The 19,989-nt window shown below is 70.6% G+C and carries 14 protein-coding genes and 1 tRNA gene; 9 read left to right on the top strand and 6 right to left on the bottom strand.

Going from position 1 to position 19,989, the window contains the following annotated elements; genetic code table 11:
* Positions 1-22: 22 nt before the first annotated feature.
* Complete coding sequence (locus tag JQS43_RS09105) at positions 23-2,017, bottom strand: beta-galactosidase (protein ID WP_239678622.1); 1,995 nt, start codon at positions 2,015-2,017, stop codon at positions 23-25.
* A 127-nt stretch (positions 2,018-2,144) separates the two neighbouring features.
* On the opposite strand from JQS43_RS09105, the gene JQS43_RS09100 reads away from it, so the two are divergent.
* A complete protein-coding gene (locus JQS43_RS09100; RefSeq protein ID WP_239678621.1) occupies positions 2,145-4,454 on the top strand; it encodes a TIM-barrel domain-containing protein in 2,310 nt (769 codons plus the stop codon).
* A gap of 33 nt (positions 4,455-4,487) precedes the next feature.
* Positions 4,488-4,715, top strand: a complete 228-nt coding sequence (locus tag JQS43_RS09095) for a hypothetical protein (RefSeq protein ID WP_239678620.1) — start codon at positions 4,488-4,490, stop codon at positions 4,713-4,715.
* A gap of 19 nt (positions 4,716-4,734) precedes the next feature.
* On the opposite strand, the gene JQS43_RS09090 is transcribed toward JQS43_RS09095, so the two are convergent.
* Positions 4,735-4,830: transfer RNA gene (locus JQS43_RS09090), tRNA-Sec, on the bottom strand.
* Between the two features lie 52 nt (positions 4,831-4,882).
* Between JQS43_RS09090 and selA the strand changes: the two genes are divergently transcribed.
* Positions 4,883-6,232: an L-seryl-tRNA(Sec) selenium transferase gene (gene selA / locus JQS43_RS09085; protein WP_239678619.1), complete on the top strand. Its 1,350-nt coding sequence runs from the start codon at positions 4,883-4,885 to the stop codon at positions 6,230-6,232.
* On the opposite strand, the gene JQS43_RS09080 is transcribed toward selA, so the two are convergent.
* Genes JQS43_RS09080 through JQS43_RS09070 form a run of 3 tightly spaced genes read right to left on the bottom strand, consistent with a single transcriptional unit; the run spans position 6,222 to position 9,973 of the window.
* Complete coding sequence (locus tag JQS43_RS09080; RefSeq protein WP_239678618.1) at positions 6,222-7,160, bottom strand: carbohydrate ABC transporter permease; 939 nt, start codon at positions 7,158-7,160, stop codon at positions 6,222-6,224. The genes selA and JQS43_RS09080 overlap by 11 nt on opposite strands.
* Positions 7,157-8,263 carry an ABC transporter permease gene (locus tag JQS43_RS09075; RefSeq protein ID WP_239678617.1) on the bottom strand — a complete coding sequence of 369 codons (1,107 nt, stop codon included), beginning with the start codon at positions 8,261-8,263 and terminating at the stop codon, positions 7,157-7,159. Before JQS43_RS09075 ends, JQS43_RS09080 begins: the two co-directional genes overlap by 4 nt.
* Positions 8,264-8,290: 27 nt before the next feature.
* The gene (locus tag JQS43_RS09070; protein ID WP_239678616.1) at positions 8,291-9,973 is read right to left on the bottom strand and encodes an extracellular solute-binding protein; all 1,683 of its coding nucleotides are present in this window, start codon (positions 9,971-9,973) and stop codon (positions 8,291-8,293) included.
* Positions 9,974-10,203: 230 nt separating this feature from the next.
* Between JQS43_RS09070 and JQS43_RS09065 the strand changes: the two genes are divergently transcribed.
* The 5 genes from JQS43_RS09065 (at position 10,204) to JQS43_RS09045 (ending at position 18,915) form a co-directional block, all read left to right on the top strand.
* Positions 10,204-11,427, top strand: coding sequence for an ROK family transcriptional regulator (locus tag JQS43_RS09065; protein ID WP_239678615.1), 1,224 nt, complete (start codon positions 10,204-10,206; stop codon positions 11,425-11,427).
* A gap of 251 nt (positions 11,428-11,678) precedes the next feature.
* Positions 11,679-14,528 carry a glycoside hydrolase family 3 protein gene (locus JQS43_RS09060; RefSeq protein ID WP_239678614.1) on the top strand — a complete coding sequence of 950 codons (2,850 nt, stop codon included), beginning with the start codon at positions 11,679-11,681 and terminating at the stop codon, positions 14,526-14,528.
* The gene (locus tag JQS43_RS09055; protein WP_239678613.1) at positions 14,525-15,562 is read left to right on the top strand and encodes a LacI family DNA-binding transcriptional regulator; all 1,038 of its coding nucleotides are present in this window, start codon (positions 14,525-14,527) and stop codon (positions 15,560-15,562) included. Before JQS43_RS09060 ends, JQS43_RS09055 begins: the two co-directional genes overlap by 4 nt.
* A gap of 47 nt (positions 15,563-15,609) precedes the next feature.
* Positions 15,610-17,439 carry a S9 family peptidase gene (locus tag JQS43_RS09050; RefSeq protein ID WP_239678612.1) on the top strand — a complete coding sequence of 610 codons (1,830 nt, stop codon included), beginning with the start codon at positions 15,610-15,612 and terminating at the stop codon, positions 17,437-17,439.
* 36 nt (positions 17,440-17,475) lie between these two features.
* Complete coding sequence (locus JQS43_RS09045) at positions 17,476-18,915, top strand: pyridoxal phosphate-dependent decarboxylase family protein (RefSeq protein WP_239678611.1); 1,440 nt, start codon at positions 17,476-17,478, stop codon at positions 18,913-18,915.
* 25 nt (positions 18,916-18,940) lie between these two features.
* On the opposite strand, the gene JQS43_RS09040 is transcribed toward JQS43_RS09045, so the two are convergent.
* Positions 18,941-19,393 carry a MarR family winged helix-turn-helix transcriptional regulator gene (locus JQS43_RS09040; RefSeq protein ID WP_239678610.1) on the bottom strand — a complete coding sequence of 151 codons (453 nt, stop codon included), beginning with the start codon at positions 19,391-19,393 and terminating at the stop codon, positions 18,941-18,943.
* A gap of 82 nt (positions 19,394-19,475) precedes the next feature.
* Here JQS43_RS09040 and JQS43_RS09035 point away from each other — a divergent pair, with 82 nt between their 5' ends.
* On the top strand, positions 19,476-19,958 hold the full coding sequence (locus tag JQS43_RS09035; RefSeq protein ID WP_239678609.1) for a MarR family winged helix-turn-helix transcriptional regulator: 483 nt from the start codon (positions 19,476-19,478) through the stop codon (positions 19,956-19,958).
* Positions 19,959-19,989: the final 31 nt, after the last annotated feature.

Here is a 19,989-nt window from a genome sequence, read left to right as displayed (position 1 = left end):
GATCTTATCAGATCCGATAACACTAGCTGCCGTCCGAGCGGACGACCGCGAGGCCGCCGGCCGGGATGGTGACGGCACCGGTCACGGTCGCGCCGGTGACCAGGTCCACGCCGTCGGCCGGCACGGTCGCCGGGCCGTCGGTGTGGTTGAGCAGGAACCGCCACCGTTGCTGGTCCGCCCGCCGCTCGACCACCTCCACCCCGGGTGGCGCGCCGCCGCGGTCGACCCCGGCCGCAGCCAGCGCCGCCCGCACCAACTCGTGGTACGTGTCGTCGGAGAGCTCGGTAGAGACATACCAGGCGGTGCCCTCGCCGTACCGGTGCCGGGTCACCGCCGGTTCCCCGGTGAGCGGCCCGCTGGCGTACCGCAGGACCGGTTGGGCTCCGGTGAGCTGCACCAGTTCGCTCCAGCGGGTCGCTTCGGTGCCGCCGGTAAGCGCGACGTTGGTGGCTGCTGGCAGCGGCTGGAACTCGGTGACCCGCACCCCGAGCACCTCCCGGAAGGCGCCCGGGTAACCGCCGAGCCGCACCCGGCCGGCCTGGTCGGCGACGCCGGAGAAGTACCACACCACCAGGTGCCCGCCGCCGGCCACATAGTTGCGTACTGTCTCGATGACCGCGTCGCTGGCCAGGTAGTGGCTGGGGATCAGGATCAGCCGGTAGCCGCGCAGGTCGCCAGCGAGGTCGGCGAAGTCGGTGGTCACCTGCTCGGTCCAGAGCGCGGCGTGCGCCCGGCTCAGCGCCGCCCAGTAGTCGAGCTCGGGTGACGGCAGGTGCGGCGCCTGCAACGCCCACCAGCTCGCGGCGTCCCAACCGATCCCCACCTCGGCCTGGACGGCACCGACCTCCGCCTCGGCCAGCCGAGGCAGCAGCGCCCCCAGCTCCCGCACCTCGGCGAAGATTCGGCTCGCTGGACCGGCGTGCGGGACCATCGCCGAGTGGTACTGCTCGGCCCCGGCCGCGGACGCGCGCCATTGGAAGAACATCACGCCCCGGGAGCCGCGGGCCAGGTGGCTGGTGGAGAGTCGGGCCATCCGCCCCGGCGCCTTGCTCACCTGGACGCCGTGCTCGCCGAGCCCGCCGGGCGACTGTTCCATCAGCAGCCATGGCCGCCCGCCGGCCCAGTGCCGGGCCAGGTCGGCCAGGAGCGCGGTCTGCTGTTCGGCCTCGATTCCGACACCCTCCGGGTACGCGTCGAGGGCGACCAGGTCGAGTTCGGCTGCCCACCGACGGTGGTCGACCGGCACCCAGGCTCCGACCGGGAAGTTGGTGGTGACCGGCGCGTCCGGGTTGGCGCGGCGGAGCAGGTCCCGTTGTTCGCAGCAGGCGGCGAGCAGTTCGTCGGAGAGGTAGCGCCGGAAGTCCAGCAGCTGGTGCGGGTTGGACAGGTACTGGGTGGCCCGGGGCGGCTCGATCTGCGCCCAGTCGCTGTAGTGCTGGCCCCAGAAGGCGGTCCCCCAGGCGTCGTTGAGCGCGGTCAGGTCGCCGTAGCGGGCGGCCAGCCAGGCCCGGAACCCGACCGCGGCGTGGTCGCAGTGGCACCCGGTGCCGTACTCGTTGTGGATGTGCCACATCGCCAGCGCCGGGTGGTCGGCGTAGCGGTCGGCGAGGCGCTGCGCGATGCTGCGGGCGGCGCTCCGGTACGCCGGGGCAGCGACGCAGTAGGTGTCCCGGGAGCCGTGCCGCAGCCGGACTCCGTCCGCGCGTACCGGCAGGGCGTCCGGATGAGCGAGGCTGAACCAGGGCGGTGGCGAGGCGGTGGGGGTCGCCAGATTGGCCCGGATGCCGGTGGTGTGGAGGAGCTCGAGCGCCCGGTCCAACCAGTCGAAGGTGTAGCGGCCGGGTTCGGGCTCCAGCCACGACCAGCTGAACACCCCGACCGAGACCAGGTTGACGCCGGCCTCCCGCATCAGTGAGACATCTTCGCGCCACACCGGCTCCGGCCACTGTTCTGGATTCCAGTCACCGCCGAAGCACCAGCGGTCGCCGGTCGCCGGCCAATGTTTCTGCCCTCGCATGCCCGCCACCTTAGCCGGTTGACGTTTGTTGGGTTAGACGCAAAACTAAATGCCAGGAGCCAGCGTCGGCTCTGACCGCGCCGAAACTATCGGCCCGACCGGGCCGGCCACCCAGGGGAGCTACCGCATGCCGTACCGACCGCCGTTGGTGTCGTTCGAGACCTTCGTCGCCGACCCCCCTGACCTCCCGGTCCGCGGCCCCGGCGAGCAGGGCCTCTCCGCCCTCACCCGGGCGGAGCTGATCGGCACCGACCCGCAGGGGACGGTGACCATCAAGGGGTCGACCAGCAGCGGCGAGATGCTGGTGGCACAGGTAGCGATCGCTGGTGAAGGAGTGATCCGGGTCAAGCTCAGCCAAGACCCCGATGCCCGCAGCCGGTCCGCGGCCGCCACCCAACTGGTCAGCCCGGGGCACTTCTACGCTGGCCGGGTCGAGGTCGACGGGGGCACGATCCGGGTGCACGCCGGGTCGGTCTGCGCCGAGCTGACCCTCGACCCGTGGCATCTGCGCTTCGTCGACCTCACCGGACGGGAGTTGCTCGCCCAGCACCCGGGCGAGCACGACATCAGCGGCCGGCTCCGCACCTTGCCGTTCGGCCGCTCCACGGTGGATGGCGAGGCGGTGGCCTACCACGAAAGCTTCGCCGCCCCGGCCGAGGAGAAGTTCGTCGGCTTCGGCGAGAAGTTCACCCCGCTGGACAAACGCGGCCAGCGCCCGTTGATGTGGAACTTCGACGCCTTCGGCGCCGAGTCCGACCGCTCACACAAGGCGGTCCCGTTCTACCTCTCCAACCGCGGGTACGGGATCGTCGTCGACAGCGGCACCCCGATAGAGTTCGATGTCTGCCAATCGACCCACAGCTGCGTGCAGATCGTGGTCCCCGACGACCTGCTCGACTACTACGTGATCGCCGGGCCCACCCCGGTGGAGGTGCTCCGCCGCTTCCACCGGCTCACCGGCGCGCCGCAGCCGCCGCCCAAGTGGTCCTTCGGCACCTGGATCTCCTCCGGTTTCTTCGCCGACACCCAGGAGCAGGTGCTGGCCCGGGCGGCGAAGATCCGGGAGCTCAACATCCCGTGCGACGTGCTGCACCTCGACTGCTACTGGCAGACGGTCGGGCACTGGTCAGACATGCAATGGGACAGCGAGCACTTCCCCGACCCGGCGCAGCTGCTCCGCACCCTGGCAGATCAGGGTTTCCGGGTCTGTCTGTGGATGAACCCCTACCTGAGTCGGCAGAGCCCGCTGTTCCAGGCTGCCGCAGACGCCGGCTACCTGTTGAAGCGGCCGGACGGATCGACCTATGTGGCTGATGTATGGCACGGCACCCACCCAGCGTCCGGAATCGTCGACTTCACCAACCCGGCCGCTGCCCGATGGTTCGCGGAGCTGCTGCGCCCGCTGTTGGAACAGGGAGTTGCGGTGTTCAAGACCGACTTCGCCGAAGGCGTGCCGGCCGACTCGGTCGCCCACAACGGGATGACCGGGGTAGCCCTACACAATGTCTACACTCTCCTCTTCAACGACGTGGTAAGCGACATCACCGCCGAGGTAGCCGGGCACCGGATGGTCTGGGCCCGCTCCAGCTACCTGGGCGGGCAACGGCACGCTGCACAGTGGAGTGGCGATGTGAAGTCCAGCTACCCGGCGATGGCGAGTACGCTGCGCGGCGGGCTCTGCCACGGGCTCTCGGGGGTGCCGTACTGGAGCCACGATGTGGGCGGGTTCAACGGCCCGCCCAGCCCCGACCTGTACGTCCGGTGGGCCCAGTTCGGCGCGCTCTCGCCGCTGGTCCGGTTCCACGGCACCAGCACCCGACTGCCGTGGGAGTTCCCGGAGACCGCCCAGCAGGGCGCGGTCGACGCGCTCCGGCTGCGCTACCGGCTGATGCCGTACCTCTACTCGACGGCGATCGAGGCCGCCCTCGGCAGCGCACCGATGCTCCGGGCGTTACTGATCGACTCGCCCGACGACCCGGCCGCCTGGCGGGAGGAGCTGACCTACCGACTCGGCCCGGATCTGCTGGTCGCCCCGATCTTCGACCCGTCCGGGGAGCAGACCGTCTATCTGCCGGCCGGCGAGTCCTGGGTCGACTGGTGGACGGGCGAGGTGCACGCCGGCGGCGGGTACCTGCGGGTGACCGTACCGTTGGGACAGATCCCGCTCTTCGCCCGGTACGGTGCGCTGATCCCCACCGCCGAGCTTGGTGACACCGTGGGTGAGGCGCCCTTCCCGGCGCTGACGCTGCTCAGCTTCGGCGGTGAATCTGGCCGGATGCTGCTGCACGACGTCGATGGTGACACGGTGATCAGCACGGCGCGAGACGGAGACACCTTCACGGTGACCACTACCGGGCCGGCGCGGGTAGCGGCGGTCGAGTTCCCCACCACCGCCGGGACCACCCCACCGGTCTACGTCAACCTGCCAAAACTCTAGGCTCGCTTACTCCGTGCGGCTACTATCGGCGATGTGCGTATCACCGTCGACTCATCGCCACTCATCTCGCTGGCATGGGCCGGGCAACTGGGGAGCGGCAGGGTGACGTTGCGCGACTTTGCCCGGGCGCTCCGATTGGACATCTGGGCGGCGCACGACCTGCTACGGGCAGAGGGCGTCGCGGTGGCGCAAGGGGATCGCGCAGAGACCGAGGGGTCGCTACGGGCGATGCTCGATGAGCTGGCGGTGGAGTCCGACTAGCCTGGTCATACGGGCGCAGTGGCGGAGGCGGACGGGAATCGAACCCGCCTGACCGAGCTGCTCGGTCACGTCGGTTTTGAAGACCGCGGGGGCCACCAGGCGCCCAGACGCCTCCACCGGCAGTCTACGCGCCGGAGGCGGGCCGGGCCGGCAAGAGAGGACGCATGGTGAGCGAGGCCGATACCCGACGGCGGATCCCCGGGACCGATCGAGCGCTGGCCGACCCGGTGCTCGCACTCGCCGCCGAGCGGGTAGGCCGGGCGACGGTCAAGGCGGCGGTGGTCGCCGCCGCCGACCGGGCCCGGCGTGGGGAGATCCCGCCCGAACGAGTGATCGCGGAAGCGGCGGCCGCGCTGCCGGACCGGCTGCGGCCGCTGCGGCGGGTGATCAACGCGACCGGAGTGGTGGTCCACACCAACCTCGGTCGGGCGCCGCTCTCCCCCGCCGCGATCAAGGCGGTAGTCGAGGCCGCCGGGTACACCGATGTGGAGCTCGACCTAGCCGACGGACGCCGGGCCCGGCGCGGCGCCGCGGTGCTCGCCGCGCTCGCAGCGGCCGTCCCCGAGGCCGAGGCCGCGCACGTGGTCAACAACAACGCCGCCGCGCTGTCGCTGGTCGCCACCGCGCTCGCTGCCGGCCGGGAGATCATCGTCAGCCGCGGTGAGCTGATCGAGATCGGCGACGGTTTCCGGCTGCCGGACCTGCTCACCGCCACCGGCGCCCGACTCCGCGAGGTCGGCACCACCAACCGGACCACGGTCGCCGACTACCGGGCTGCGGTGGGACCGCAGACCGGTCTGATCCTGAAGATCCACCCCTCCAATTACCGGATCGAAGGGTTCGTCGGCGAAGCCAGCATCGGTGAGCTGAGCACACTCGGACCACCGGTGGTGGCCGATATCGGCTCCGGGCTGCTCGCCCCCGACCCGGTCTTGCCGGCCGAACCGGACGCCGGCACGGCGTTGCGGGCCGGCGCCGACCTGATCACCGCCAGCGGCGACAAGCTACTCGGTGGGCCGCAGGCGGGGCTGCTGCTGGGCAAGGCCGAGCTGGTGGAACGGCTACGCCGGCATCCGCTGGCGCGGGCGCTGCGGGTGGACAAACTGACCCTGGCGGCGCTCGCCGCCACGCTGAGCGGCCCGCCAGCGCCGGTGCCCCGTTCACTGCACGACACGGTGGCGGCGCTGCACCAGCGGGCCGCGGCGATCGTCGCGGCGCTGCCCGGAGTGGAGCTCACCGTGGCACCGAGCGAGTCGGTGGTCGGCGGCGGTGGTGGTCCGGGGGTGGTGCTGCCGAGCGTCGCCCTGGCCGCCCCGGCCAGCTTCGCCGCACCGCTGCGCCTCGGTGACCCACCGGTGGTCGGCCGGGTCACCGATGGCCGGCTGCTATTGGACTTACGGGCCGTCGATCCGGCCCAGGACGCGGAGCTGACCGCGGCCATCGCCCGGGTGGCCGGCAGTGTCACCCGGGTAGCCGGCGATGGGGCGCCGGCTCCCCCCGGCTCGCCTACCCCTTGACCGCCCCGATGATCACACCCTTGACGAAGTGCCGCTGCACGAACGGGTAGATCACCACGCACGGAACGATCGTCACCACCACCACCGCCATCTGGATCGCCAGGCTCGGCGGCACGCTGGCCACGCCTGGCAGGTTCGCGACGTCACCGCGCAGCGGCGGCGCCTGCCCGGCGAGCACGTACTGCTGCAGCACCCGCTGGATCGGGTCGAGATCCCGGTTCTGGATGTAGAGCATCGCGTTGAAGAAGGCGTTCCAGTAGCCCACCGCGTAGAACAGCGAGATCACCGCGATCACTGCCCGAGACAGTGGCATCACGATCTGCAGGAGGATCCGCAGCTCGCTCGCGCCGTCGATCCGGGCGCTCTCGATCAGATCCTGCGGCAGGTTCATGAAGAAGGCGCGCATCACGATCAGATTGAAGGCGCTCACCGCGGTGGGCAGGATCAGCGCCAGCAGGTTGTCCCGCAGCCCCAGCCCGGTCACCACCAGGTAGCTAGGGATCAGACTGGGGTAGATGAAGAAGGTCAGCAGAAAGACGAAGAGCAGCGTCCGGTGACCGAATGAACCCTGCCGGGACAGGCCGTAGGCGGCGAGGATCGTCAGCACCACGCTCAACGCGGTGCCGGCGGTGGCGAGGAACATGCTCACGCCCAGCGCCCGGGTCACCCGCCCCCCGGAGAAGATCGCGACGTAGGCGGAGAAGTCCAGTCCCTGCGGGACGATGACCAGCCCGCCAGCGTTGTTGATCGCCTCCCGCGGCGAGAGGCTGGTGACGACGATGACCCACATCGGGAAGAGCACCGCCAGCACCACGAAGGTGAGCACCGCCCCCTTGCCGGTCTGCCCGGCCGCCGACGGCTTCTCTTCCCACGGTTGGCGCCGGCCCCGCGGCGGCGGCACCTTGGTAACGATCGGTGTGGTGCTCATGTCTTCTTGTAGATCCCTTGCTCGCCGAGTCGGTGGGCAACCTTGTTTGCGATGAGCACCAGCGTCAGCCCCACCGCGCCCTTGAACAACCCGGCCGCGGCACCCACGCCGAACTGTTGGGTGAGCAGGCCGTGGTAATAGATGTAGGTGTCGAGGACCTCGGCGGCGGCCGGCCCGACCGCGCTGCGTTGCAGGATGAACTGCTCGAAGCCGACGGTCAACGAGTCACCGAGCCGCAGGATCAGCAGCAGGACGATCACCGGCCGGATGCCGGGCAGGGTGATGTGCCACAGTCGCCGCCAGCGGCCGGCGCCGTCGGCCGCCGCCGCCTCGTAGAGGTTGGGGTTGACCGCTGAGAGCGCCGCCAGAAAGATGATCGTGCCCCAGCCCACGTCTTTCCAGACGATCTGGGAGGTGACCAGGAAGATAAAGGTGTCCGGGTTGGTCATGATCGTCGGCGGCTCCAGCCCGGCCGAGCGCATATGCTGGGCGAGCAGCCCGGCACCGCCGAACATCTGCTGGAAGAAGGTCACCACGATCACCCAGCTGAAGAAGTACGGCAGGTAGACCACGCTCTGGATGAAGACCTTGATCTTCTCGTGCAAGATGCTGTGCAGCAGGATCGCCAGCGCGATCGGCAACGGGAAGAAGAGAATCAGCTGCGCGAACGAGAACCGCAGGGTGTTGAAGAGCGCCCGCCAGAACAGGTAGTCGCCGAAGAGGACTGCGAAGTTGCCGAAGCCGATCCAGTCGCTGTAGATGAACGCCTGCAGCGGGTTGTCGCCCAGGAATGGGTTGTAGTCCTGGAAGGCGATGATGTTGCCGAGCGTCGGCAGGTAGTGGAAGACCGCCAGGAACGCTACCGCCGGCAGGGTCATTGCGATCAGTGGCCAGTCCCGCCGGAAGTGCCGGGCGAGCCGAACCCGCCGCGGCAGCGGAGCGGCCGCCGGGCGGTGCCGCGTGCTCGCCGGCGGGCGCCGCGAGGGCGGGACCACGCCGCCCAGCGGCGGGCCGTCTCCCTCGCCCGGGCCGGAGGTCTGCCCCGGCTCACCGGGGCCGGGCGCGGCGGATCCTTCGGACCGGGCGGGGTGGACGGTGCTCATGTAAACCTTTCGGTCAGCTAGCGCGGATCAGTTGTCGTCGTCCTCGAGCGCGCCGGCGAGGAAATCCCGGCCGCGGTCGCCGCCGGTGCGCCGCCACTGGGCGATCACGTCGTCCAGATCAGACAGATCCCGCCGGCCGCGCAGGAGGTCGTGCTCGGTGTCCTCCAGGAACTGCCGCGCTTGTGACATCGCCGCCGGCTGTTCGAGCTTGAAGGCTGCCCACGGGTTCTCCGGGATGTGGGGCGCGGCCTGGCTGGCCCACTCGGCGTACGACTCCACCCAACCCGGGATCTCTGGGCTGCCGATCTGGACCGGGTTGCGGCCGCTCAGGAAGGTGAACTGCTCGGCGTACTCGTCGTGGAAGGTGTCGTTGTTGACCGGGGTGCCGTCCTCGGCCCGCTCGTCGAAGTGGACGCCCTCGAAACCGTGCTGGCGCTCCTCCCACTCCTCGGTGCCGAAGGGCGCCGCGCACCAGTTGAGCACGCCGAGGATCTCGCGGACCCGGTCCTCCCCGAGCCCTTCTTTGATGAAGGTGTAGAAGATCGGCTCGCCGCCGCCGTAGACCACCGGCGCGCCGCCGTCGTGGGCGAAGACCGGCACCGCCTGCATGTCGAAGCCAGAGGTGGCCCGCTGCTCCTCCAGCTGCATCCCGCGCCAGGCCCCCAGCCCGTCCTGCATGAACATCACTTGGCCGCTGGCGAAGCTCGGCTTCGGGTCCGTGCTCGGGTCGGCGACCGAGTCCGGGTGGATCAGCCCTTCGTCGAAGAGTCGGCGGGCAAATTCGAGCGCTGCCGCGTACTCCTCGGTCTCGACCTCGTGCACTACCTCGCCGGCGGAGTTGATGCTGTAACCCTCTTCGTCGTTGGGCACCCCGAAGACCATCTTGACGTACCGCCAGATGTCGTTGAAGGCCCAGACATTGTTGCCCGGGTCGGTGACCTCGCGCCCGATCTCGTAGAGCTCTTCGGCGGTGGTCGGCAGCCCGAGGCCCATCGGCCCGAACAGATCGGCGCGGTGGAAGAGCACCCAACCGAACGGGTTGTCGTTGACGAATGGCACCGCCCGCAGCCGCTCGCCCCAGAAGCAGTGCTGCCACTGGTCGGTCGGCAGCGTGGCGAGCATCGGGAAGTCGAGCACCTGGTCGCCGCTGAGGTATTCGCTGAGGTCGGCGAAGAGCAGACTGGCCGCGTCGGAGAACCGCGGCACGTTGGTGTTCCACGAGGGCACCACCAGCACGTCGGGCACGTCCCGGGCGGCGAGCATGGCGGTTAGTGGCTCGTCGTAGGTGTTGCCGTCCTGGATGCTGAACTGGCAGGTCACCCCGAGCCGCTCATCGTTGATGGTGTCGAGGTACGCGTTTCGCCCGGAGCCCGGCGGGGTCGGCCCCCAGTAGAGGGTGGTGGCCTGGATCGGCGGGCCGCCCCGGCCGGGCTGCTCCGTGATCGCTCTGGTGAGTTCGCTGGGGTAGCGGGTGAAGGCGGAGGCGGCCGGCGGGGGCACCACCAGGTCGGGGGTGACCAGGTCGAGGGGTTGGTGGGTGGGGAGTTGGTCGGCGAGCCGGTCCAGCTGGGTCGCTGCGCCGCCAGCCTCGGGGTCCCGGCCGCAGCCGCTGAGCAGGGTGCCGCCGCCGAGGGCGGCGGCGGCACCGAGGCCGGCCATGGTCAAGAACCGCCGGCGGGAGGCTGCCAGCGGGCGGAACGGTGGTCTCACGGGATCATCCTCCGTAGGTGGTCAATCGCGGTGGTGAGGCTGGTGGCCGGCACGGTATGGTTAGTTGGTCTGCTGGCTAAACAAATTAGCGGACCTGGCCCGGCGCCACAACCAGCGGATCGGCCAACGAATCGGACCCGGGTGGTCCCCCGGGAAGATATAGAGCACCGGCAGCCCTCCGGCAAGATGGAGGACGACACCAGACAGCACGGGACGGAGTGGGGCCGACCTTGATCACACCGCTGAGCACACCGCAACCGGCCGACTTCGCCGATGTCCGGGCCACCAACCTGGCGGTGGCGCTGCGCTACGTACGGGCGCACGCGCCCTGTTCCCGCGCGGATATCGCCGCCGCGACCGGCCTGAACAAGGCGACCGTCTCCAGCCTGGTGACCGATCTGTTGGAGCGACGGCTGGTCACCGAGACCGGGCTGACCGAACACCGGATCGGTCGGCCGGCGACCATGTTGATGCTCGACAACACCTACGCCGCGGTCGGGCTGGAGGTGAACACCGACCACCTGACCGCGGTCGCGCTCGACCTTGCAGGTGAGCGGCTCCTCAGCTGGCGACGTTCCTTCCCCGGCGCGACCGCCACCCCCGGCAAGACGATCTCCGCGCTGACCGCCCTCGCCCGCCGGGCGTTGAACCGGGTAGCGGCCGAGGACCGCCGGCTGCTCGGCGTGACGGTCGGCGTACCAGGGCTGGTGGAGCCAGACGGCGTGGTCTCGGTCGCCCCCAGCCTCGGGTGGCGCGACGTCGATCTTCGGGGTCAGCTGGCGCGATCGCTGCCGACCGACACCACCTTTCCGGTCAGCGTGGACAACGACGCGAACCTCGCCGCCACCGCCGAGTACCGGTGGGGGGACCACGCCGGCGCCGGACACCTGGCGTACCTCACCGGCCAGACCGGCATCGGCGCCGGCATCATCGTCGACGGCCAGCTACTCCGGGGCGCCCGGGGTCTCGCCGGCGAACTCGGCCACCTACCGCTCGATCCGGCCGGTCCGGTCTGCGGCTGCGGCCGGCGCGGGTGCCTGGAGGCGCTCACCGGGGTGGGGGCGCTGCTTCGGCGCGCCGACCCGGAGAGCTTCATCGACGGGGTCCCCAGCGACTGGGAGCCGGAGCTGACCGAGTTGATCCGACGCGCCAAGGCGGAGGAGAAGGAGGTCACGGCGGCGTTGACCGAGGTCGGCGGATGGTTGGGGCACGCCGCTGGGGTACTGGCGAACCTACTCAACCCGGAGGTGATCATGCTCGGCGGGTACTTCGTGCCGCTAGCGCCCTGGCTGCTGCCGGCGGCCCGAGCGCAGCTGGCGCTGCGGGCATTGGCCCCGGACGCGGGCGGGGCGCAGCTGGTCGCGGGGACGCTCGGCCACGACGCCACGGCGATCGGCGGCGCCGCCAAGATCCTGGCCGCCGTCGATGCCGGCCACCTCCCGACGGCCGAATGATAACGAATTGGTAACCGTGCTTCGGTGAACGATTGACCTGACGGGCCGGCGGTGCCAGCCTCAAACCACTCCGCTCGTAACAAGCCGTTAATTGTCCGGAGACTGTGGCGGCACGCTTTCGAAGCGCTTCGACTCGTCGTACCCATGGCCCTGCGGGGTGCTCGGCGACAGCGAGAGAAGCGCTTCGACGCCGGCTAGCGAAACGCTTCGACGCTCCGCATCCGCCACACCCGGCAGAGAGGTGGTCCGCTATGACCGGCGACACCGCACCCACCAGCCGTGCCGCCTGGGCAGCCACCCAAGGCCGCCTCCGGCGGCTGCTCGACCAGCTCACCACCGCGGAGAAGATCGCGCTGCTGCACCAGTACCAACCCGCGATCGACCGGCTCGGGCTGCCCGCCTTCCGCACCGGCACCGAAGCCCTGCACGGGCTGGCCTGGCTCGGCGAAGCCACCGTCTTCCCACAAGCGATCGGACTGGCCAGCAGCTGGGACCCGGAGCTGGTCGAAACGGTAGGCAACGCCGTCGCCGACGAGGTCCGCGGCTTTCACCACAAGGACCCCAGCCGGGGCAGCCTCAACGTCTGGGCCCCAGTGGTCAACCCGCTGCGGGACCCCCGGTGGGGGCGCAACGAGGAGGGCTACAGCGAAGACCCGTGGTTGACCGCGATCATGGGCACCGCCTACGCCAGCGGGCTACGCGGTGGCCACCCCGAATACCTCAAGACCGCGCCCACGCTCAAGCACTTCCTCGGCTACAACAACGAGACCGACCGGGACACCACCTCCAGCAACCTGCCGCCCCGAGTGCTGCGGGAGTATGAGCTCCCGGCCTACCAGCGGCCCATCGCCACCGGCGCCGCGGTAGCGGTGATGGCGGCGTACAACCTGGTCAACGGCCGCCCCGCCCACCTCACCCCGCTGATCAACCAGGAGTTACGACGGTGGAGCGAGCAGCCGCTGGTGGTGGTCAGCGACGCTGAAGCCCCCTCGAACCTGGTCGACCCCCAGCACTACGTCGACGACCACCCCGCCGCCCACGCCGCCGCGCTCCGCGCCGGTCTGGACAGCTTCACCGACCACGGCGAAGACTCGCAGGTCACCATCGGCCGACTGACCGAAGCGTACGAGCGGGGGCTGCTCGACGAGTCCGACCTCGACCGGGCGGTCAGCCGACTGCTACAACTGCGGATCCGGCTCGGTGAGCTCGACCCCGACGCCGACCCGTACGCCAGCATCACCGAGCAGGTGATCAACTGTCCGGAGCACCAGCAACTCGCCCGCCACGCCGCCCGCCGCGGCATCGTCCTGCTGACCCACCGCGGCCTGCTCCCGCTGCGCCGGGACCGCGACCGCACCGTCGCCGTGATCGGCCCGCTCGCCGACACCCTGCACACCGACTGGTACAGCGGCACCCTGCCCTACCAGGTCACCGTCCGCGACGGGCTGGCACAGCGGCTCGGCGCCGAGGCGGTGCGCTGGTGCGAGGGGGTCGACCGGGTCGCCTTCCGAGTCCGCGGCACCGACCACTACCTACTCGCCGCCGAGTCGCCAGGGTCCGCCCCGATCGCCGCCGGGCCGGCCGGCGCCGGTAACGCCAGCCACCTCGATCTGTTCGACTGGGGCGGTGGCAGCTGCGCGCTGCGGGCAGCGGCGAACCAGGCGCATCTGCGGGTCAACGAAGCCGCCGAACTCGTCAACGACTCGGCCGGCCCCGGCGAATGGGTGGTCCGCGAAACCTTCCGACTGGTGGAGAAGGCCGGTGGCGAGGTCGCCCTCCGCCACCTCGCCACCGGCCGTTACCTGCGGGCCGACCCAGACGGGCAGGTCCGGGTAGACGCCGCCGACCTCAACGACGCCACCGGGCTGATGGTCGAGCTGGTCGAGAGCGCGGCAGCCACCGCCGCCCAGCTCGCCGCCGAGGCCGACGTAGCGGTGGTGGTGCTCGGCAACCATCCGATGGTCAACGGCCGGGAGACCGAGGACCGGACCGACCTGAACCTGCCAGCCGCCCAGGAGGCGCTACTCAAGGCGGTACACACCGCGAACCCGAACACCGTCCTGGTGGTCACCAGCAGCTACCCGTACGCGCTCGGCTGGGCGGCGGAGAACCTGCCGGCCGTGCTCTGGTCCGCCCACGGCGGCCAGGAGCACGGCCACGCCCTCGCCGAGGTGCTGCTCGGCGAGGCCGAGCCGGTCGGCCGGCTCACCCAGACCTGGTACCGCTCCGCCGCCGACCTGCCCGACCTGCTCGACTACGACATCATCGGCACCGACGCGACCTACCTGTACTACCGCGGCGAGCCGGTCTACCCGTTCGGGCACGGACTCAGCTACACCACCTTCGGGTACGAGCAGCTGGCGCTCTCCGCTTCGGAGGTGGCCGCCGACGGGACAGTGACGGTCAGCGTCGAGGTCGTCAACACCGGCGACCGCCCCGGCGAAGAGGTCGTCCAGCTGTACACCCACCAACTACGCTCCCGGGTGAAACAGCCGTTGCGGGCGTTGCGGGGGTTCGCCCGGGTACGCCTCGACCCCGGTGAACGCACCACTGTGACGCTCCAGCTCGCCGCCCGCGACCTCGCCTTCTGGGACGTGACCCGGGGCAGGTTCACCGTGGAGTCTGCCCGCCACCGGATCATGGTCGGCCGCTCCGCCACCGACCCAGCCCTCTCCGCCGTCCTGACCGTGCGCGGCGAGCAGATCCCTGCCCGTCCGCCGCAGCTGGCCGCGATCGACTACGACGAGGCGCACGGCGTGACCATCTGCGACCAGCACCCCGTCGACGGCGACGCGATCCGGGCGGTAGAACCAGCCGCCTGGTTGGAGTTCCGCGATGTCGAACTCGCCAGCCAGCCCCGCCGGCTGCGGCTGCGCGCTGCGAACCCGACCAACGCCCCCGCCACCGTCACGCTGCGCCGCGACGACCCGCTCGCCGGCGAACTACTGGCCACGGCCACCGTCCCGGTCACCCCGGACCGGCACAGCTACGTCGACCTCACCGTCGAATCCGCGGTGCCGGCACCGGAGCCGGCCGACCTGTATCTAGTCTTCGACGATCCCGGTACGATCGTCGCGGAGCTGGGGTTGGAGGCGGCGTGACGGTCACCATAGCCGATGTCGCCCGCCACGCCGGGGTCGCGGTGAGCACCGTCTCCTATGTGTTGAGCGGCAAGCGCGCGATCTCCGCCAGCACCCGGGAGCGGGTCATGGACAGCATCCGCAGCCTCGGCTACCACCCCAATGCCGGCGCCCGCGCGTTGGCCAGTAAACGCGCCAACGTGATCGCCCTGGTGCTGCCGCTGCGGGCCGGCATGCACCTGCCGGTGCTGATGCAGTTCGCCACCACCGTGGTTACCACCGCCCGCCAGTACGACCACGACGTGTTGCTGGTAACCGCCGACGAAGGCGAGGCCGGGCTCCGCCGGGTCGCCGCCAGCGCGATGGTCGACGGGCTGGTGCTGATGGATGTCGAGCTGGACGACCGTCGGGTGCCGCTGCTACACGAGCTACCGCGACCCAGCGTCCTGATCGGATTCCCTGCCGACCCGCAGGGGCTGACCTGCGTCGACCTCGACTTCGCGGCGGCCGGCGGCCGATGCGTCGAGCATCTCGCCTCGCTCGGCCACCAGGAGATCGCGCTGCTGGGCGCGCCGCGGGTGGTCTACGACCGGAACACCGGGTACGCGGTACGCACCCGCAACGGGTTCACCGAGGCCGCGGCGCAGTGGGGACTCCACGCGACCGCCCTGCCCTGCGAGGAGACCGCCGACGCGGTCCACGCCGAGGTGGCACAGCTACTACGCGACCGGCCGAACCTGACCGGGCTGGTGGTTCACAACGAGGCCGCGGTCAGCCACGTCCTGGCCGCGCTGCACGCACTCGGCCGGCAGATCCCGCAGGACATCTCGGTGGTCGCGATCGGCCCCGATGAACTCGCCGAACGGACCAGCCCCGTCCTCACCTCGGTGGTGGTGCCGGCCGAAGAGGTCGGACACCACGCGGTCACGTTGCTGATGCGGAAGATCGCCGGACCGCCGGCGGAGGTGCCGGCGGCGACCCTGCTCGCGCCCCGGCTGACGGTGCGGGCCAGCACCCGCCAGCTGCTGCCAGCGCCGGCCAGCGCGATCCGCTAGCGATAAGGTCAAAGAGCTCGCCCCGCCCCGAGAAGGAGCTCAGACCGATGTCCGACGCGCCCCGGCCACCGCGGTTCGAACAGTTCTTCGCCGTGCGCCGATTCCAGCCGACGCTGGCGTTCACCGCCGCCGGCGACGGACTGTTGTTCAGCACCAACATCTCCGGCCAGTTCAACCTGTGGCGGCTGCCGGTGACCGGCGGCTGGCCGCACCAGCTCACCAGCTTCGAAGACCACACCGTCCGCGGCATCGCGCCGGCCCCGGACGGGTCGACCGTGCTCTTCGCCGCCGACCACGACGGCGACGAATTCCACCAGCTGTACGCGGTCGACCCCGACGGCGGCTGGCCGGTGGCGTGGACCGAGGCGTGGCAGGTGCAGCATCTGCTCGGCGACGGCGCGTGGCACCCGGACGGCCGGCGGGTGGTCTACTCGGCCAACTCGCAGACGCCGACCGCGATGGACGTCTGGCTGCGCGACACCGACAGCGGCGAGGTCCGGAAACTCTTCGGCACCGGCCGCTTCTGCGTCCCGGCGGGTTTCTCCCCCGACGGCGCCAGCCTGGTCTGCGTCGAAATGCTCGCCAACGACCACCACCAACTCCACGTGGTGGAGCTGGAAACCGGCGAAGCCCGGCTCGTCACCGACCATACCGAGCCGACCAAGTTCTACCCTGGCCCCTGGGCCGCCGACGGCTCCGGGCTGTGGGTCCGCACCGACCTGGGTCGCGACTTCACCGGGCTCGCCTTCCTCGACCTCGCCACCGGCAAGCTGGAGTGGGTCGCCACGCCCGAATGGGACGTGGAGGAGGTCGCCGCCGACGACGCGGGCACGGTCCTGCTGTGGCTGGTCAATGAGGATGGTTGGGGTCGGATCTACGGCCGCGACCTGCGCACCGGCGAGGACCTACCCGCCGCCGACCTGCCGCCCGGCTGCGGCACAATCTTCGGCACCGGGCTCACCGTCTCCCCCGACGGGCAGCGGGCCGCGCTGCTCTGGTCCCAGCCCCGCCGCGCCCAAGAGCTCTATCTGCTCACGCTCGCCACTGGCGAGGCCACCCGGCTGACCGACAACATGCTCGGTGGGCTCGCCCCGGAGCAGCTCGTGGCCCCCAGTCTGATCCGCTACCGCAGCGCCGACGAGCTCGACGTACCCGCCTGGGTGTACCGGCCGGACCGGCCCGGCCGGCTCCCGGTGGTGCTGTCGATCCACGGTGGCCCGGAGGCGCAGGAGCGGCCCCTCTACGCAGGGCTCTACCAGTATCTATGCAGCCGCGGCATCGCGGTGGTCGCCACCAACATCCGGGGCAGCACCGGCTACGGCACCAGCTACCAGCGGCTCATCCACCGCGACTGGGGCGGCGGCGACCTCGCCGACTGGGAGCACGCGGTGCGGTGGCTGCACGCCCAGGACTGGGTGGACCCGGACCGGATCGGAGTCTACGGCGGGTCGTACGGCGGCTTCGCCACGCTGTCGTGCGTCACCCGACTGCCGCAGTACTGGGCCGCCGCGGTCGACATCGTCGGCCCGAGCAATCTGGTCTCGTTCACCAAGGCGGTCCCCCCGACCTGGCGGGCGTTGATGGCCCGGTGGGTGGGCGACCCGGAGACCGAGGCTGACTTCCTGATGGAGCGGTCGCCGATCAGCTACGTCGACAACGTCCGGACCCCGCTGTTGGTGATCCAGGGGGCGCAGGACCCTCGGGTGGTCAAGGGCGAGTCGGACCAGATGGTGGCGCGGCTGCAGGAGCTCGGCCGGGAGGTGGAGTATGTCGTCTTCGACGACGAGGGGCACGGCTTCACCCGGCGCAGCAACGAGGTGCGGGCGATGCGGCTGACCGCCGACTGGTTCACCGACCGGTTGGCCGGCGACAGCTAGCGCAACTGCGGCGTCCGCACGCCGTAACATCGGAGCGTGGCCTCGCACATGACCCCGGAGGATTTTCGGGCCTACGGACACCAGCTGGTCGACTGGGTGGCGGACTACTGGCGACGACTCGCCGAGCAGCCCGCCACCCTCCCGGTCCAGCCCCCGGTCAAGCCGGGGCAGGTGGCGGGCCAGCTGCCCAGCAAGCCGCCCGCACACGGTGAGCCCATCGAGGCGGTGCTCGCCGACCTCGACCAGATCATCACCCCGGCGACCACCCACTGGCAGCATCCGGGGTTCTTCGGCTACTTCCCCGCCAACACCTCCGGCCCCAGCGTGCTGGGTGACCTGATCAGTTCAGGGCTGGGCACGCAGGGGATGCTGTGGTCCACCGGGCCGGCCGCCACCGAGCTGGAGACGGTGATGCTGGACTGGTTGGTCGACCTGCTCGGCCTGCCGGCCAGGTTCCACAGCCACGGGCCCGGCGGCGGCGTCATCCAGGACTCCGCCTCGTCGGCCGCGCTAGTGGCGACCCTGGCGGCGCTGCACCGGGCCAGCGACGGCGCCTGGCGCACCGCCGGCGTGGACCGCCGGTACACGGTCTACACCTCCACCGAGGGCCACTCGTCGATCGAGAAGGCGGTCCGCATCGCCGGCCTCGGCGAGTCGGCGCTGCGGCTGGTCGAGGTGGATCCGCAGACGTTGGCGATGCGGCCGGATGCGCTGCGCGACCAGCTCGCCGCCGACCGGGCCGCCGGCGCGACCCCAGCGCTGGTCGTCGCGACGATCGGCACCACCTCCACCACCGCGATCGACCCACTGCCGCAGATCGGTGAAATCTGCACCCAGGAGCAGGTGTGGCTGCACGTCGACGCGGCGTACGCCGGCTCAGCCGCGGTCTGCCCGGAGCTGCGCTGGACCCACGCCGGGGTGGCGCACGCCGACTCGTACTGCTTCGACCCGCACAAGTGGCTGCTCACCGGCTTCGACTGCGACGCGTTCTGGGTAGCCGACCGGGCAGAGCTGGTCGCGGCCCTGACCGTGCTGCCGGAGTACCTTCGCAACGCCGCCACCAGCACCGGCGCGGTCATCGACTATCGGGACTGGCAGGTGCCGCTGGGCCGGCGGTTCCGGGCCCTGAAGCTGTGGTTCGTGCTTCGGTGGTACGGAGCCGAAGGGCTCCGGGCGCACATCCGCCACGGCGTTGCGCTCGCCGCCCGCTTCGCCGACCTGGTCCGCGCCGACGACCGCTTCGAACTGGTCACCGACCATCCGTTCGCACTGGTGTGCTTCCGGCTGCGCGGCGGTGACGACGCCAGCAATGAGCGACTGCTCACCCGGCTCAACGCGGCCGGCGAGGTGTTCCTGACCCACACCCGGGTCAATGGCCGCTACACGTTGCGGCTGGCGGTAGGCTCCCCCCACACCACCGAGGAGACGATCGACGCGCTCTGGCGGGACCTGCGACGGCTCGCCGAGCTGGCGTGACCCCCGGGCCCCGCCAGCCACCGGGTCATGTCGTGGCGAGCATGGCATCTGCGCGGGCCAGGATGGTGTTCAACACCCGGCTCGCAACTTTCAGCTCGGTCTCGGCGAGGTCGCCCCACAACTCTTCGGTCAGCGGGACGATGCCGGCGCGGACCGCACGCCAGCGCCGCTCGCCGGCCTCGGTCGCGACGATCACTCCCGCCTCGGTCGTCCGCACCAGGTCGACGGCGGCCAGCTCCCCGACCAGTCGATGAGTCGTAGCCTGGTCGACCTTCAGGGCGCCGGAGATCCGGTCGACGAGCGTCTCGCCGGGCACCGCCCCGCCGCTCCCGACGGTGAGCGTCAGCGCCACCCACTGCGGTTCGATCAGTCCGGTGCCGGCGAGCTGCCGATCCAGGAGGGCGTTGAGCGCCTTCTCCGTTCGGCCGATCAACTGCGGACCGAAGGCGATGGCGCTGGTTTCGGTTGTCTGTCCCATGGACACTCCAAATGATTAGTGGCACTAACGTTTCACTCCAGGCTAGTTCGTTAGTCCCACTAACGCAAGGTACGCTCGCCACGTGAGCGACCACGAACCCGATCGAAGTGACACCGCGGGCGAATCCACCGGCGGGCACCGGCTACGGAACCTGCGAACCCGGCTACTGTCGCTGGCCGCCATGCACTCGGACCGCCGGGTGAACGAAGAACTCGCCCGCGCCGACGCCCGGAAATGGCACTACGCCGTCCTCGCCACGCTGGCCGAGCAGGGCCCTGCCAGCCAGGCGCAGCTCAGCGACCGGACCGGCATCTACCGCAGCGATGTCGTCTCGGTCGTCAACGAACTGACCGCCCGGCGACAGGTGGAGCGCTCGCCCAATCCTGCCGACCGCCGCCGGAACATCATCACCATTACCGCAGCGGGAAGCCAGCAACTGGCCACCCTGGACACGATCCTTGCGCAAGTGGAAGGTGAGGTCCTCGCGCCGCTGACCGCACCGCAACGGGAGCAGCTCGCGCGGTTGCTCACCACTCTCGTCGACCACCACGGACAACACCCGTGATCTTGGGAGACCTCGTCTCGCCAAACGCGGT

Origin of the sequence: Natronosporangium hydrolyticum, assembly GCF_016925615.1 — a bacterium.
Lineage (GTDB): Bacteria > Actinomycetota > Actinomycetes > Mycobacteriales > Micromonosporaceae > Natronosporangium > Natronosporangium hydrolyticum.
The sequence above is the reverse complement of the archived record's forward strand: the minus strand, read 5'-3'. Positions and strand labels throughout refer to the sequence as shown.

Coding starts and splice junctions, on each gene's coding strand:
- JQS43_RS09105 (WP_239678622.1), bottom strand. CDS start 2,017: ATGCGAGGGCAGAAACATTGGCCGGCGACCGGCGACCGCTGGTGCTTC.
- JQS43_RS09100 (WP_239678621.1), top strand. CDS start 2,145: ATGCCGTACCGACCGCCGTTGGTGTCGTTCGAGACCTTCGTCGCCGAC.
- JQS43_RS09080 (WP_239678618.1), bottom strand. CDS start 7,160: ATGAGCACCACACCGATCGTTACCAAGGTGCCGCCGCCGCGGGGCCGG.
- JQS43_RS09075 (WP_239678617.1), bottom strand. CDS start 8,263: ATGAGCACCGTCCACCCCGCCCGGTCCGAAGGATCCGCCGCGCCCGGC.
- JQS43_RS09060 (WP_239678614.1), top strand. CDS start 11,679: ATGACCGGCGACACCGCACCCACCAGCCGTGCCGCCTGGGCAGCCACC.
- JQS43_RS09050 (WP_239678612.1), top strand. CDS start 15,610: ATGTCCGACGCGCCCCGGCCACCGCGGTTCGAACAGTTCTTCGCCGTG.
- JQS43_RS09040 (WP_239678610.1), bottom strand. CDS start 19,393: ATGGGACAGACAACCGAAACCAGCGCCATCGCCTTCGGTCCGCAGTTG.